Genomic DNA, 14,763 nt, shown 5'->3' with positions numbered 1-14,763 from the left:
GCTGGGGAGCGTCTTATGAACATCTGACATCGCCCACTTGTTAAATCCTGGATCAAGACAGGCATATTCCAATCAACCCTCCACGGTTCCCGGAAGTGAAAATCGAAATTTCAGAGAAGTAAAAATCTATGCTGCCGTTCAGGATCAGAACATCGTGTTGGCGTTGGTCGGGTCGGCAAGGATGGGCTGCATCACGTCCCAGTGCTTGACGATGTGGTCACCTTCAAGGCGAAAGATCTCCATCACCGCCGAGCCTCGATCCTCAGCGTTGTCCCACCAATGCAGGTGCACCGTGCTGCCGTCCGAATGGCGATGCGCAATCGACCGTCAATCAGCTCTCGATGCGTTTGGAAAGCATCGATTTGGGAATCAACAGGATCAGCACACAGCTGATGAGCAGGCAGCCACCTAACACATAGGTGCCGTTGTTTATGTCGCCTGTCAGCGTTTCCGCCATGGCCGTGATCATGGACCCGGTGGACCCGGAGAGATTGCCGATCGCGTTGATCATGCCGATGCCGGCCGCAGCTGCCACACCCGATAAAACCGTACCCGGCAAAGTCCAGAAAATCGGCATCAGGCTCAGTAACCCTGATGCGGAGATGCTGAGGAAGAAAATCGACACTGGCAGGTTATGGGCAAAGACCGCGCTGAAAATCAGCCCTACCCCACCGATGAACGCTGGAATGGCCGCATGCAGTCGGCGTTCGCCGGTTTTGTTGGAGTGCCAGGCATTCAGGGTCATGGCCACAATGGCAATGGAGTACGGGATCGCCGTCAGCAAACCGATGTGCAGGGTATTGGACACCCCCGTGGACTTGATGATCGTCGGCATCCAAAATGCCAGCCCGTAAAAGCCGGTGTTGAACGTCAGCAGGATCAACACCAACAACCACACTCGACCATTGAAGATCACATCCCGAAGGCTCGACGCCTTGGTGGTGTTTTCCCGATCGAGGTTGTTTTTGAGCATGTTCTTTTCGGCGCTCGTCAGCCACTTGGCGTTGTCGATCTTATCGACCAGCAACGTCACCACGACAACGGCCATGATCAGCGATGGAATGCCTTCGATAATGAGCATCCACTGCCAGCCGGCCATGCCGTGGACACCCTGCATCGCCCCCATCAACCAGCCGGACAAAACCCCGCCCAACGTCAGGCTGATCGGCATGGCCATCAGGAAGCCCGCCATCACCCGGCTCTGCCGGTGCGTCGGAAACCAGTAGTTGAGGTAGAGAATCACCCCTGGAAAAAAGCCGGCTTCGCATATCCCCAGCAGAAAGCGCAGCACGTAAAACATGGTTTCCGATTCGATGTGAAAGAACCTGGCCAGCGGTACTGTGAACGCCACCGCCATGGAGACAATGCCCCAACTGATCATGATGCGGGCGATCCAGAGGCGCGCGCCAAAGCGATGCAGCAATAGATTGCTGGGGACTTCGAAGAGGAAATAACCCCAGAAGAAAATGCTCGCGCCCAGTGCGTAGACGGTGTTGCTGAATTGCAGATCGTTAAGCATGTCCAGCTTGGCAAAGCCGATATTCACCCTGTCCAGGTACGCCGCCATGTAGCAAAACAGCAGGATTGGCAGGATACGCAGGATGACTTTGCGGTAAGTGCGGTCCTCGGAGGTAAGCGCCGCCGAGCCCTCTCTTTCGAGAGAACGCTGAGAAACTGATTCCATCTGTAGACCTCAAGGCATGTCGTCATGCCGATTGTTTTTATTTTGGCTTGCGACCTAGAGTTCCCTGGGCTGATTTGAGTCAATCGACAGGAAAAGGAATCTGCAAGTGGACTGTTACCGGTAACATTTCCAGTTTAGCCATTAATTTCGAGGCAGCGCAAGCGGGCCCGATTAAAAAATTCAGCTGCTTTCGCGTGCTATGATTTTGAATTCGACGACATCGGACACCTGCGGGCGGGGCCGCCCAAGGCGTTGCGCAGCCGCGCTGGCCACCAGCAATTCACCGGCGCGCCGGCCGATTCGATAAGGATCGACCGAGACGGTGGTGATGGACGGCGTGCAGTAGCGTGAGACTTCGAAATCACCGAACCCTGCGACCGCGATGTCCTCGGGCACGCGGCGTCCTTGTCGATGGCACTCCATGATCGCTCCGAACGCCGACAGGTCACTGACGCACATCACCGCCTCGGTGTCGGGCCACTTTTCCAGCAGCCGCTTCACCGACTCCCCGCCATGGCTCATGGTGATGGGCGACTCGCCATACTCCATCACCCTCGGCTCCCCTGCCCCCGACGCCGCGACGGCCTGAAGGTAGCCTTGCTGACGTTGCTGCCCACGGTGGTCGAGTACCGACGCCCCGCCGATGTAGCCTATGCGCCGATAACCTTGCTGGTACAGATGCTCGTAAAGTGCCGCCGCCGCGGCGACGTTGCTGAACCCGACCGATTGCTCGATAGGATCGTCTGGAGTGTCCCATGTCTCGACAACCGGCACTTGCGCCTGGCGCAGCAGCCTGCGGGTTTCGTCCAGATGCGCGCTGCCCGTCAACATCACCCCCACCGGCCGATGCCGCAGCAGCGTACGCACCAGCAAGGCCTCTTGCTCCAAGTGGTAATCCGTGTCCCCCAGCAGCAGGCACAGGCCGTGTTCGCTGACGGCGTCATTCAGGCCGCGCACGGTGTCGGCAAAGTTGGAGCTGGCCAAGGAAGGCACCAACGCCACGATGAATTCGGAGCGCCCGGTGGCCAGCGTCCCTGCAGAGGCATCAGGCAAATAGCCGAGTGTTTCAATCGCTTCATGGACGAGCTTCTGCGTGCGCTCCGACACATCGCGACCGGCCAGGACCCGGGAAACCGTCATCTTCGAAACACCGGCCAGCCTGGCGACATCGGCCATACGCGGCGGCGGGTTGGTTTTGCCTGAATCCTCGTAACTCATGAACGTCCTGTTTTCCTGAAAATGACCGGCGGACCCTGGGAATCAACGCCACTAACACGGATGGGCGCTGATTATACATAGGCACCCACTGGCCTACCTCTGCTCGTTACACCCTGAGGAAAGCGCCCGCTCGAGTATCGATTGGGCCTTTACAAAAACGATGTTACCGGTAACATCAAGGCATTCGAACACGTGGCGATGCTGACTTCTTCACCGCCCTGCGGGTGTTCACTTCTATCGATTTGCTTACAACAAGAGATAAAACCATGCCTGAAAACACTCCTCAGCCTCTGCGAAGTCAACAATGGTTTGACGATCCCAGTCATGCCGACATGACCGCGCTCTACGTTGAACGCTTCATGAATTACGGTATGACGCGCGAGGAGTTGCAATCGGGCCGCCCCATCATCGGTATCGCCCAGACCGGTAGCGATCTTGCGCCGTGCAACCGCCACCACCTCGAACTGTCGCAGCGCACCAAGGCGGGCATTCGCGATGCCGGGGGGATTCCGATGGAGTTCCCCGTGCACCCGATGGCCGAACAAACCCGGCGTCCCACTGCGGCACTGGATCGCAACCTGGCTTACCTCGGCCTGGTCGAGATTCTGCACGGCTACCCGCTGGATGGCGTGGTGCTGACTACGGGCTGCGACAAGACCACGCCGGCCTGCCTCATGGCGGCGGCGACGGTGGATATCCCCGCGATCGTATTGTCGGGCGGCCCCATGCTCGACGGGCACCACAAGGGCCAGTTGATTGGCTCCGGCACCGTGCTGTGGCATGCGCGCAACCTGCTGGCCAGCGGTGAAATCGACTACGAAGGCTTCATGGAGATGACCACCGCGGCCTCCCCCTCGATCGGTCATTGCAACACCATGGGCACTGCGCTGTCGATGAATGCGCTGGCCGAAGCGCTGGGCATGTCGCTGCCGGGTTGCGCGAGTATTCCGGCGGCCTATCGTGAGCGCGGTCAGATGGCCTATGCCACGGGCAAGCGCATTGTCGACATGGTGCGTCAGGATATCCGGCCTTCGCACATCATGACCCGCGACGCCTTCGAGAACGCCATCGCCGTGGCGTCGGCACTGGGTGCCTCGACCAATTGCCCGCCGCACCTCATCGCTATCGCGCGGCACACCGGCATCGACTTAAGCCTGGAAGACTGGCAACGCGTCGGCGAAGACGTGCCTTTGCTGGTCAATTGCATGCCGGCCGGCAGATACCTCGGCGAAGGCTTCCACCGCGCCGGCGGTGTGCCTGCGGTAATGCATGAACTGAAGAATGCCGGCCGGTTGCATGAAGCGTGCGCCACGGTGTCGGGCAGGACCATTGGCGAGATCGTCAGCAACAGCGCCGCCAGCGATACGGATGTGATCCATGCGTATGAAGACCCCTTGATCCAACGCGCCGGGTTTATCGTGTTGAGCGGCAACTTTTTCGACAGCGCCATCATGAAGATGTCGGTGGTGGGAGAAGCATTTCGTAAAACCTACCTGTCCGAGCCTGGTGCAGAGGACAGTTTCGAAGCCCGCGCCATCGTTTTCGAAGGCCCGGAGGACTATCAAGCCCGAATCAACGACCCTGCGCTGGACATCGACGAACGCTGCATTCTGGTCATCCGGGGCTGCGGCACCGTGGGTTATCCGGGCAGCGCCGAAGTGGTCAACATGGCGCCGCCCGCAGCGCTGATCAAACGCGGCGTCGACTCCCTACCCTGCCTGGGTGATGGACGTCAGAGCGGGACTTCGGCCAGCCCCTCGATTCTCAACATGTCGCCTGAAGCCGCCGTGGGCGGCGGCATAGGTTTGCTGCAAACCAATGACCGTCTGCGCGTCGACCTCAATGCGCGCCGGGTCGACCTGCTGGTGGATGAAAGCGAAATAGCACGCCGACAAGCGGCGTTCAAGCCATCCATCCCAGCCTCGCAGACGCCGTGGCAGGAAATCTACCGACAGCAGGTTGGCCAGCTCTCGACCGGTGGCTGCCTGGAGCCTGCGACCCTGCACCTGCGTGTCATCGCACGCAGCGGCGATCCACGCCATTCCCATTGATTTGTCCTTTTACAGAAGGTAATGCCCATGTCCCAACCATCCGCTGTAACGACATTGTCGGCGTTGAACGTACCGGCTCAGGACCTGGCGCAAGGCACCTGGATCAGCCGCGCCTGGGTGCCCGGTGTCGCTGCAGGGCCCGCCGTCGTGTTGCTCAGAGACGCGCAGGTCTATGACATCAGTGCTCGGGTGGCGACCGTTTCGGCGCTGCTTGAGCTGGATGATCCCGTGACCTACTTGCGCAGCTTATCGCTGGAGGAGCCATTGATCAGCTTTGACGCATTACTGACCAACAGTGATGCATCCATTCGCGACGAAACACGGCCTTGGCTGTTGGCTCCGATCGACTTGCAAGCTGTGAAAGCGGCCGGCGTTACCTTCGCCACCAGCATGCTTGAGCGAGTGGTCGAAGAGCAGGCCAAGGGCGATCCGGCCAAGGCCGACAGCATTCGCGCAACACTAGTTGAGAGCATCGGTGCTGACCTCGGAGAAATCGTACCGGGCTCTTCCCAGGCCGCCGCGCTCAAGGAAGTGCTGATCAGCCAAGGCATGTGGTCGCAGTATCTCGAAGTGGGGATTGGCCCGGATGCGGAGATATTCACCAAGGCCCAGCCTTTGTCAGCGGTGGGTTACGGATCACACGTGGGCATCCACCCCAAATCCGGTTGGAACAACCCCGAGCCTGAAGTGGTTTTGGCGGTTTCCAGTCGCGGCAAGGTCCAGGGTGCTACGCTGGGCAATGACGTCAACCTTCGCGATTTCGAAGGACGCAGCGCGTTGTTGCTGTCCAAAGCCAAGGACAACAATGCGTCGACCGCGCTGGGGCCTTTTATCCGGCTGTTCGATGAATCCTTCAGCATTGAAGACGTGCGCTCGGCAGAAGTCGCACTGCGTGTGGTCGGCGAGGATGGTTTCGTCATGGACGGCAGCAGTTCCATGAACCAGATCAGCCGCGACCCGTTGGACCTGGTTGCTCAAACACTTAACGAGAATCATCAGTACCCGGACGGCTTTGTGCTGTTTCTCGGCACCCTGTTTGCGCCCAAGCAGGACCGCGACCTGCCCGGCGCAGGCTTTACCCATAAAGAGGGTGATCTGGTAGCCATCAGCAGCGCCAAGTTCGGCACACTGGTCAACCGGGTCACCACCAGTGACCGCGCTCCCGCATGGCAGATGGGTTATCGCGCCCTGCTCGACAACTTGAACGACCGTGGCTTGGTTTCTGCCGCAGTCAAGCCACGCTAAGATTGCGCAGAAGAAAGCCGGTCGTCGTCCATGGCGAAGACTCGGTCAAATAACTACCAGGATGGTCCCACAGCTGCGCAGTCATCGAGATCACCCAATAGGGTGAGCTCGTATCCCGATATTTATACCCACTCCGCGTCCCCGGCGTAACTACCAGAAATGGGCTTCTAAAGCTTGATCGTATCATCTAATGACACGATGAATCATGCATTGACACCACAAGCATTTACTCCTCTAATGAACTGGCGACCAGACGAGCCTGGTCGCCGTTCCTGATAAAAACAATTTTGGAGAACAGGCATGGTTGATTTGAATCCCTATCGCGGGCGCATCAGATCCTTACGCGCTGTAGGGCTTGGCAATGCGCTTGAATGGTTCGACTGGACGCTCTATGCGACGTTTTCGGTGTATCTGGCCCGAAATCTTTTTGATAAAACCGATGCGCGCTCTGCCATGCTTTCGACGCTTGCGGTGTTTGCAGTCGGTTTTTTTGCGCGGCCGGTGGGTGGGCTGATATTCGGCCGACTGGCAGACCGACTGGGGCGACAGAAGATCATGCTGATCACCATGTCGCTTCTGGCACTGAGCAGCATTGGCATCGCCCTGATTCCAAGTTACGGCGATATCGGTTTGCTCGCTTCAATTGCACTGATGTTCTTTCGGCTGTTGCAAGGGATTGCCCACGGCGGCGAGACAGGGGTGTCGTACACCTATGTCGCTGAAATAGCTCCCAAAGAGCATCGCGGTCTATGGTCCAGTTCGATTTATCTGGGTGTCATTGTTGGCGTCATCGCCGCGACGATCGTTGCGGCTGCGTTAACGTCAATGCTCGGCCCAGACGCGATGAATGATTATGGCTGGCGTATCGGTTTCGGGATCGGCGGAGTGCTCGGTATCTATGTACTTTTCATGCGTCGCAATGTTGAGGAGTCGCACGTCTTTACAGCGCAGGAAGAGAAATCCCAAGTCAGTCGAAAATTGTCACGGGGCGAACTTTTCCGTATTGCACGTAATCTGGTGATGCTCAACTGCTCAGCCAATCTGACCTATTACACCTGGGTAACTTTCGCCCCGGCGACTGCCATCACTCGGGGCATGGACCCCGTGGGCGCCTATCGCGCCAGTCTGTTTGCCATGATTCTTTGTGCGATCTGGTTACCGATCTGCGGAATGTTATCGGACCGGATCGGCCGCAAACCGGTGATTGTCGCGTGGGGCATTCTGGTGGTGTTGTTGACGTATCCGATCTCCATCATGGTCACTACCGAACCCCATACGCTGTTTTGGGCGCAGGTGATCGGTCTCGGCGCGTGGTCACTGATTGCCTCGATTTTCCCAGCGGTGTTGTCGGAACAAGTACCAACCCAGGCACGCGCCCAGGGCGTAGGTTTCGTCTCGTCGGTCTCGGTTGCCGTGTTCGGTGGTACCGCCCCTTACCTCAATACTTACCTGGCGGGCATTGGCTTGGAACATGTCTATAGCTACTACGTCATGAGCCTGGGACTTGTTGCGGTTGCCGCAGGATTTCTGATCCGCGAAACGGCCGGCGTCGACCTCAGCGAAATTGATGCCAGTAACGTATCGGCAAACCTCGCAACGCCCTCCCTGCCCGCAGCGAATACCCACCGCGACGCAGCCCGTTAAACCTGAAACCCGCACTGCGCTTCGCTCACGGCGTGGCGCTTTTGGCTGGAATAGTTGAAGACCTATGAGAAATTTCTCGCAACCCCTGTCTGAGCTGTGCGAGGCGTCAGCGAGCGATCTCTGTGCCGCGTTTGCCAGCGCAGACGTATCCCCGGTCGAGGTCACAGCGGCGTGCCTGGCGCGAGCTGAAAGCATCAATTCTACGCTTAACGCATTTACGGTCATTGATCACGACGGTGCACTGACGGCGGCGAAAGCAGCGCAAGTACGCTGGGGTCGTGGGCAGCAACTGTCTGCCATCGATGGGATACCGATCACGGTCAAAGACCTCATCGCGTGCGAAGGCCTGGATGTTCGCTATGGCAGTCTTTCTGCTGGCCGTTCGTCCGCCATGGCGGATGCGCCTTCAGTTCAACGGTTGCGAGCTGCTGGCGCGGTCATTCTAGGCTTGACGACCACGCCTGAGTTTGGATGGAAGGGAGTGACGGACAGCCCGCGCAACGGCATTTCACGCAACCCCTGGAATCCATCCAAGACCGCGGGCGGTTCTTCAGGAGGCGCCGCGATTGCAGCGGCAACGGGAGCGGGCGTGCTCCATCTCGGCACCGATGGTGGAGGATCAATCCGCATTCCCGCCTCTTTTTGCGGCGTGGTTGGACACAAGCCCACGTTTGGCCGCGTACCGTCGCACCCCGCCAGTACGTTTGGAACCCTGGCCCACGTTGCGCCAATGGCCAGAACCGTCGGCGACGTGATAGTCATGCTCGACATCCTCAGCGGCCGCAGCTTGCGCGACTGGAGCCAACCACCGACGGCCTTTTCAGGCATCCGTGCCCGCCCATTCGACTGGAAGGGCGTGAAGATCGGGTATTGGGAAATGCCCTGCGTCGGGCCTGTGGATCATGAAGTCGCCGCAATCGTACGTTCCACAATCAATGCGCTGGCCCAGGCGGGTGCAGTCGTAGAACCGATTCGCCTTCCGGACCAGGACGCCTTGCCAGAGATGTTCAAAAGTCATTGGTATGTGGGGGCCGCGGCGCGAATCGCCGGGATCGACGAAAACGCGCAGGCCCAATGTGACCCCGGCCTCCTTGCGGCGGCTGCGCTTGGGCGGGAACTCAGTGCGGTGGACCATGCAAGATCGCAAGTGGCAAGGGCACACTATGGCGCGAAGATGGATGCGCTTCTAGCCCAATATGACCTTGTGGTATCGCCGACGGTCGCCATCGCGCCGTTTGAAGCGGGAGCCGATGTCCCCGTCGCCCTCGGCTATACGAGTTGGATCGAGTGGGCCTCATTCACCTTTCCCATTAACCTCAGCCAGCAACCCGCCTGCTCCGCCCCCTGCGGCCGCACACGTATGGGCTTGCCAGTCGGACTGCAGTTCATTGGTGCACGGGGGGCCGATGAGAACGTTCTGATTGCCGCATTATCTTATGAAGAGATGTTTACCGAGCGCTTTCTGTCTCGTGGCGCCGTCTGGCCTTTGCGAGCGCAAGCCTCTGCATGAAGTCCGGGATCAGGTCCGCCTGGGCATTGCCTCCACGCACGGGCGAATCTGCTGATTGATCGCCGGACGAGGATCGCTGGCGCGATCCTCGAGCGTTGATGGCCTATCGCATGCCAGGCCAATCCGAATACCCGGTAGCGTCACCGCCATACCAATACTCCTTGGGAGCTTCTGCCAGTGGCGCGCCGGCGCGGAGTCTGTCGACGAGGTCGGGATTGGCGATGAACGGCCGCCCCAGACTGACCAGGTCGGTATTGCCCTGGGACAAGGCTCGTTCGGCCAAGGCCAGCGTGTACTGATTGTTGGCTATGTAGGCGCCCTGAAAACGCTTGCGCAACTGTTCAAAGCTCACCCCACCAGACTCCTCGCGACTCATTTGCGTGATGCCTTCAATGTCGTGGACGTAAAGCAATCCCAGAGTGGATAACTCGTCCAGAAAAGTGCCGTACGTGTTCATCGTGTCGCTATCAAGCGGGGTGTCACCCGGCGTCGTGGTAATAGGAGAAATTCGGACACCGACGCGATCCGCTCCCCATACCCCGATCACCGCGTTGATGACCTCCAGAGGAAACTTCAAGCGATTATCAAGCGTGCCCCCATATTGGTCAGTGCGTTGGTTGGTACTGTCACGGATGAATTGCTCCAGCAAGTAATTGTTCGCACAATGCACCTCGACACCGTCAAAGCCTGCTATTTTCGCATTCACTGCGGCGCGACGATAGTCCTCCACGATCAGTCCTATCTCGTCGGCCATCAAGGCCCGCGGGGTGACAAAATCCTTCATTCCATCGTGTACCCGGATCTGGCCAGCCGGCTTCACGGCCGAAGGTGCCACCGGAAGTTCGCCACCCTGCATATCGGGATGCGACATGCGACCGGTGTGCCACAGTTGCAGGAAAATCTTCCCATCCTGGCGATGCACTGCATCGGTGATGCGTTTCCAGGCGGCCACTTGCGTGTCGCACCAGATACCCGGTGTTCGTGGATAACCACGGGCCTGAGCGGAAATATTCGTCGCTTCGGTGATGATCAGGCCGGCCCCGGCGCGCTGCGAATAATAGTCGGCAGCGTAGTGCGCAGGGACCCCATCATCGTCAGATCTGCTGCGTGTCATCGGGGCCATGACAATACGGTTTTTCAGGTGTAGACCAGCTAAGGTGACAGGTTGAAAAACCGGGCTTTTATCGGGTGTATACATAGGATGTGCTCTTTCCAGGCTGGGTTGATAAAGGCAGGATCCGGCGGTCCGACTCTTTCAGCTTTCGGTCGCGGCACATTGTTAATGTCCGTACGCCGGCCGAGCCGATCGTCTTGCCCGTTGCGGAGCGCTCTGCCCAAGCCGTAGAGCTTATGCAACACATGCGGCCCCAAGAAGGTGCCTTGTGAACCTATGACCGAGACTCACAGTCAACGGGCCGCGGGATATAAGTCACCAGCGAAAGATCCGGGCGGCCATGCGGGGTCAGCGCTATGTACGTAAACTCGATATGCCCTGCCTTGGGATGCAAGAGGCGTTTACAGCCTTCATCGAACCCCTTCACATCCGTATCCGGCCACCAGTCGCGGAACTCGGGGCTCAGGGCATTGAGTTCATTCACCAGACTATCGAAAGGCGCCTTGTCATCGGCCTGAGCACGGGCTGCACGGAAGGTCGAGATCATGCCTCGCGCCATGTTCTCCCAGTCCAGGATCAGCGTGCGGTAAGGCTGATAGAGGAATAAAAGGCGCAACGTATTGCGCTCGTCAGGTTGCAGCGATCCATAATCGACAAACAATTGAGCGATGGCGTCATTCCAGGCGAGGATGTCCAACCGTGTGTTGCGAACATAAGCCGGTATCGGATCCATCTCGCGAACCAGCAATTTCAGACCGGTGCTTACCTCGCCGCTCAGCGAGACCGGGCGCGCTGTGCGTGCTCCCAAAGCCAGTAAATGCGCAGACTCCACGTTGTCGAGATTGAACACTCTCGACAGCCGTTGCAGTGCTGCGGTCGAGGGCTTGATATCGCGTCCCTGTTCAAGCCATGTGTACCAGCTGACACTGACCCCGGCGAGCAATGCCACCTCTTCTCTACGAAGCCCTGGGGTCCTCCGGGGCCCTGGCGGCAGGCCGAAGTCAGCCGGGGTCAGACGCGCCCGGCGGCTGGACAGGAAGATCCCAAGCTCGCGGCGTTGCTCATTGGATGATCTGTTCGACATGCGGTATCCGCCTGGATTTCGATCCGGAATTTCATTGCAGGAAGATCAATCTCGCCGCAGGCTCGCAGCGATCTCGGCTGCGGCCTTCAGGACTAGAGGAAGATGTTCCGGTTGACCATTGCTCATCGCAAACTGCGGGGTCAGGGTCGCAATGCTGACGCTGGCAACCAAGTCTCCCTTGTGATCCAAGATGGGCGCCCCAAGCCCTGACATACCAAGCGTAAAGTCATTAACCGCAAACTCCCATCCCCGCTGCCTGATGTCTGCCGCCGCTGATTCCAGCGCGACCGGATCAACCGTTGAGAGCTCGGTCGGACGCTCCAGCGGACCGCTCAGGACTTTCGCGCGCTCCTCGGCTGAAAGGTAAGCAAGTAGCACCCTGGGACCGCCGCTATGGTTCAACGAAACCCGAGTACCAATGCCGGACCAGCGCGTGTGGATGTGCAAATCAGGCGAGTTCACTCTGTCCAGACATAGGGCCGAACCATCGAAGTAAGTCCAGAGAAAAGCGGTCGCGCCTGTTTTTTCTGACAGACGCGTGAGGGCTGGAGCCGCAATGGCGCGCAGGTCGTTGCCATATTGCACGCCCGGCATGAGAAGCAGCACACCCGGGCCAAGGGCGTAGGTCTTGGTGGCATCGTCGAACTCGATGAAGTCGCCGCCTGCAAGGGTGTGTAACAGGCGACGCGTGGTTGCCTTGTCCAACTCCGTGAGTCGAGTCAGCTCTGCCAGCGACAGACGCAGCGCGTTAGGCCCAAACGCGCGCAGGATCGTCATCGCGCGCTCCACCGCGCGCACTTTGGACAGGGGGTTGGCTGCTGTATCTACCATGAAATTGCTCCATATAAATGCGAAACTGCTCAATATCGTATCATCTGGTGACTCAATATATCATTAGTTGACATAAGCGCAACACCCGAGCTTAAATTCATCTAACGGTATGGGCACAGCCATTCGATCACTCATTGCAGTTCGCGAGTAAATACCATGACAGCGATAAAGACGCTCCCGACATCTGTCAAGCAAGCCGGCACCGACATCACTGTCAGTCAGACTTCAGCATCGCGCCAGGGCGCTCGCGAAACCTGGGTAGAAGTCCCGACAGAGAACGGGCCTGCAGCGGCTTGGTGCTACTGCGATCGCCACTCTTATCTGCCAGGAGACACAGTGCTGTTACACGTCTCCTCAAACACCGATCAAGTCGCCCTGAGGATCTACCGCGATGGCGCTGTAGCGCGGACTGTGCACGAAACAACCCTCCTCAATACTCGCTTCCATCCCCTGCCCGACCGGGCTTATGAGCGTGGATGCAACTGGCCGGTCTTATCGCAATGGACAATTGCCGGAGGCACCCAGGCGGGCGCCTATGTAGTCGAAGTTGTGAATGCGGCAGGTGTCGTCCTCGGGCACCATCTGTTTTTCGTGAAGGCGATTCAAAAGCACTCAGACTCTTTAGTACTGGTAGCCGCAACTTCTACCTGGACGGCGTACAACGACTGGGGCGGCGCGAACCACTATTTCGGCATACATCCGGACACGACGCGAGGGCGCTCACCCCTACTGTCAACTCAGCGTCCCTGGGCGCGTGGACAAGTCTGGCTGCCAGCGGATGCACCGCGTTCGATTAACGCCAGACGCCCGCATAAACCGGGGCCTGCACGCTACGAATTCATCGAATGGGCTTCGCTGCATGGTTTCAGTAAATACTATGCACTCGCCGGATGGGCCTCCTACGAGCGTCCGTTCGTGATCTGGGCAGAAGAGCAAGGCTACTCGGTCGACATCATTACCCAGGAAGATCTGCATCGAGAGCCCGACGCCCTTGAGGGCTATGCTTGCGCTGTTTTTGTCGGGCACGACGAGTACTGGACCCGGGAAATGCGCGACCACGTGGATGCCTTTGTCGAACGCGGCGGAAACGTCGCCCGCTTCGCCGGCAACTTCATGTGGCAGATCCGGCTGGAAGATGACCATAAGCGGCAAGTCGCGTACAAATACGATGCTCGCACGCTTGACCCCTTCGCTCGCACCGATCCGGCGCGGCTGACCAGCGCATGGGAAGACCCTATGGTGAACTCTCCGGGCGCCAGCACGTTTGGTGTAAATGGACTTCGAGGCATCTATGCAAGCTTTGGAGGCATGGCTCGGCGCAGTCCCCGTGGATACCAAGTGTTCAGGCCTGAACATTGGTGTTTTGCAGGAACGGGCCTTTCTTATGCGGATATGTTTGGCGATGAGGCGAGCATTTTCGGTTATGAAGTGGACGGGCTCGACTACAGCTTTGTTGAAGGCCTGCCTGAACCACTGGGCACTGATGGTGCTCCTCAAGGGCTGAAAATCTTGGCAATGGGCTGGGCTACTTCTGCCGAAAATGGCCGTGGTGAAGATGCCTATTCGTTCATGCTTGACGACCGCGACGCCCAGTACCGTGCATCTTTATTGGCGCCTCAGCTTTCCGAGGAAAGCGTCCGTCAGCACAGTCGCGGTACCGGTATGATTGTTCATTTCAATAAAGGAAAAGGACAGGTTTTTACGGCTGCTACCTGTGAATGGGTGCACGGCCTCATAGTGGATGATCTCTACACTGTGATGATAACTAAAAATGTCCTTAACCGTTTTTTGCGCCCGCATGAATGGGCCTGATCCGTACCCCTACAATTTAAGCGCACACCTGCTCTAACCTCTTACCCGACCCAACCGACCGCAGTTTTGGGAATCACTTCCGACTCGTCGAGTTTGGAGGCGAACATGCTCACCGCCGCGACGGCGTCGCTGGTGCCGCTGCGAATCTGCAATATCACCGAGCCAGCCTGATCGGCCAGGCCTACGCCGCGTTGCGCACCCTCTTGAGTAGCGTTCATGCTGGCGACGGCATCACGGGTTTCGGAAAGGATCTTGCCGATCATTTCGGCAATTTCCGCAGTCGAGCGGCTGGTGCGCCCTGCCAGTTGCCGGACTTCGTCGGCCACTACCGCAAAGCCTCGGCCCTGATCGCCCGCTCGAGCGGCTTCAATGGCGGCGTTGAGGGCCAGCAGGTTGGTCTGATCAGCGATACCACGAATAGTATTGACGATGGCCGTGATCTGTTCGGAACGGTCACCTAACTGACCGACCAGCCGCGCCGACGCGCCAATGTTTTCGGCTATCTGGCGCATCTCTCTGGCTGTTTCCTGGATGACTTGGGCGCCCTGTTCGGCGACTTTCTCGGTCTCG

The 14,763-nt window shown here is 58.5% G+C and carries 11 protein-coding genes and 1 pseudogene; 5 read left to right on the top strand and 7 right to left on the bottom strand.

Annotated features, from left to right (window positions below):
* Positions 1–144: 144 nt before the first annotated feature.
* The 3 genes from C4J91_RS27570 to C4J91_RS14170 all read right to left on the bottom strand — a co-directional run bounded on the left by C4J91_RS27570 (position 145) and on the right by C4J91_RS14170 (position 2,902).
* Entirely contained in the window at positions 145–291 is a 147-nt protein-coding gene (locus tag C4J91_RS27570) for a hypothetical protein (protein ID WP_164484541.1), read from the bottom strand.
* Positions 292–331: 40 nt separating this feature from the next.
* On the bottom strand, positions 332–1,684 hold the full coding sequence (locus tag C4J91_RS14175) for an MFS transporter (protein ID WP_124362909.1): 1,353 nt from the start codon (positions 1,682–1,684) through the stop codon (positions 332–334).
* Between the two features lie 180 nt (positions 1,685–1,864).
* Complete coding sequence (locus tag C4J91_RS14170; protein WP_124362908.1) at positions 1,865–2,902, bottom strand: LacI family DNA-binding transcriptional regulator; 1,038 nt, start codon at positions 2,900–2,902, stop codon at positions 1,865–1,867.
* A gap of 266 nt (positions 2,903–3,168) precedes the next feature.
* On the opposite strand from C4J91_RS14170, the gene C4J91_RS14165 reads away from it, so the two are divergent.
* The 4 genes from C4J91_RS14165 to C4J91_RS14150 all read left to right on the top strand — a co-directional run bounded on the left by C4J91_RS14165 (position 3,169) and on the right by C4J91_RS14150 (position 9,352).
* A complete protein-coding gene (locus C4J91_RS14165) occupies positions 3,169–4,953 on the top strand; it encodes an IlvD/Edd family dehydratase (RefSeq protein WP_124362907.1) in 1,785 nt (594 codons plus the stop codon).
* 27 nt (positions 4,954–4,980) lie between these two features.
* A complete protein-coding gene (locus C4J91_RS14160; protein ID WP_124362906.1) occupies positions 4,981–6,198 on the top strand; it encodes a fumarylacetoacetate hydrolase family protein in 1,218 nt (405 codons plus the stop codon).
* A gap of 300 nt (positions 6,199–6,498) precedes the next feature.
* Positions 6,499–7,842, top strand: coding sequence for an MFS transporter (locus tag C4J91_RS14155; RefSeq protein ID WP_124362905.1), 1,344 nt, complete (start codon positions 6,499–6,501; stop codon positions 7,840–7,842).
* 64 nt (positions 7,843–7,906) lie between these two features.
* Positions 7,907–9,352 (top strand): amidase, encoded by a 1,446-nt coding sequence (locus tag C4J91_RS14150; RefSeq protein ID WP_124362904.1) that lies wholly within the window; start codon positions 7,907–7,909, stop codon positions 9,350–9,352.
* Positions 9,353–9,455: 103 nt separating this feature from the next.
* Here the strand turns inward: C4J91_RS14150 and C4J91_RS14145 are convergent, their stop codons facing one another.
* The 3 genes from C4J91_RS14145 to C4J91_RS14135 all read right to left on the bottom strand — a co-directional run bounded on the left by C4J91_RS14145 (position 9,456) and on the right by C4J91_RS14135 (position 12,381).
* Positions 9,456–10,550 carry an alkene reductase gene (locus C4J91_RS14145; protein WP_124362903.1) on the bottom strand — a complete coding sequence of 365 codons (1,095 nt, stop codon included), beginning with the start codon at positions 10,548–10,550 and terminating at the stop codon, positions 9,456–9,458.
* 190 nt (positions 10,551–10,740) lie between these two features.
* Positions 10,741–11,550 carry a helix-turn-helix transcriptional regulator gene (locus tag C4J91_RS14140; protein WP_124362902.1) on the bottom strand — a complete coding sequence of 270 codons (810 nt, stop codon included), beginning with the start codon at positions 11,548–11,550 and terminating at the stop codon, positions 10,741–10,743.
* Between the two features lie 45 nt (positions 11,551–11,595).
* The gene (locus C4J91_RS14135) at positions 11,596–12,381 is read right to left on the bottom strand and encodes an IclR family transcriptional regulator (protein ID WP_124362901.1); all 786 of its coding nucleotides are present in this window, start codon (positions 12,379–12,381) and stop codon (positions 11,596–11,598) included.
* Positions 12,382–12,717: 336 nt separating this feature from the next.
* Between C4J91_RS14135 and C4J91_RS14130 the strand changes: the two genes are divergently transcribed.
* Positions 12,718–14,193, top strand: a complete 1,476-nt coding sequence (locus tag C4J91_RS14130) for a N,N-dimethylformamidase beta subunit family domain-containing protein (protein ID WP_124362900.1) — start codon at positions 12,718–12,720, stop codon at positions 14,191–14,193.
* Between the two features lie 41 nt (positions 14,194–14,234).
* Here C4J91_RS14130 and C4J91_RS28170 read toward each other — a convergent pair.
* Positions 14,235–14,711 (bottom strand): annotated as a pseudogene (locus tag C4J91_RS28170) (methyl-accepting chemotaxis protein); the annotation flags it as partial.
* Positions 14,712–14,763 lie beyond the last annotated feature (52 nt).

This window comes from Pseudomonas sp. R3-52-08, assembly GCF_003851745.1.
Lineage (GTDB): Bacteria > Pseudomonadota > Gammaproteobacteria > Pseudomonadales > Pseudomonadaceae > Aquipseudomonas.
This window is presented reverse-complemented; position numbering and strand designations above follow the sequence as displayed.

Excerpts from the sequence above, each read along its gene's own strand:
- C4J91_RS14145 (WP_124362903.1), bottom strand. The coding sequence starts at position 10,550 with ATGTATACACCCGATAAAAGCCCGGTTTTTCAACCTGTCACCTTAGCT.
- C4J91_RS14140 (WP_124362902.1), bottom strand. The coding sequence starts at position 11,550 with ATGTCGAACAGATCATCCAATGAGCAACGCCGCGAGCTTGGGATCTTC.
- C4J91_RS14150 (WP_124362904.1), top strand. The coding sequence starts at position 7,907 with ATGAGAAATTTCTCGCAACCCCTGTCTGAGCTGTGCGAGGCGTCAGCG.
- C4J91_RS14155 (WP_124362905.1), top strand. The coding sequence starts at position 6,499 with ATGGTTGATTTGAATCCCTATCGCGGGCGCATCAGATCCTTACGCGCT.
- C4J91_RS14170 (WP_124362908.1), bottom strand. The coding sequence starts at position 2,902 with ATGAGTTACGAGGATTCAGGCAAAACCAACCCGCCGCCGCGTATGGCC.
- C4J91_RS14160 (WP_124362906.1), top strand. The coding sequence starts at position 4,981 with ATGTCCCAACCATCCGCTGTAACGACATTGTCGGCGTTGAACGTACCG.
- C4J91_RS14165 (WP_124362907.1), top strand. The coding sequence starts at position 3,169 with ATGCCTGAAAACACTCCTCAGCCTCTGCGAAGTCAACAATGGTTTGAC.
- C4J91_RS14175 (WP_124362909.1), bottom strand. The coding sequence starts at position 1,684 with ATGGAATCAGTTTCTCAGCGTTCTCTCGAAAGAGAGGGCTCGGCGGCG.
- C4J91_RS14135 (WP_124362901.1), bottom strand. The coding sequence starts at position 12,381 with ATGGTAGATACAGCAGCCAACCCCCTGTCCAAAGTGCGCGCGGTGGAG.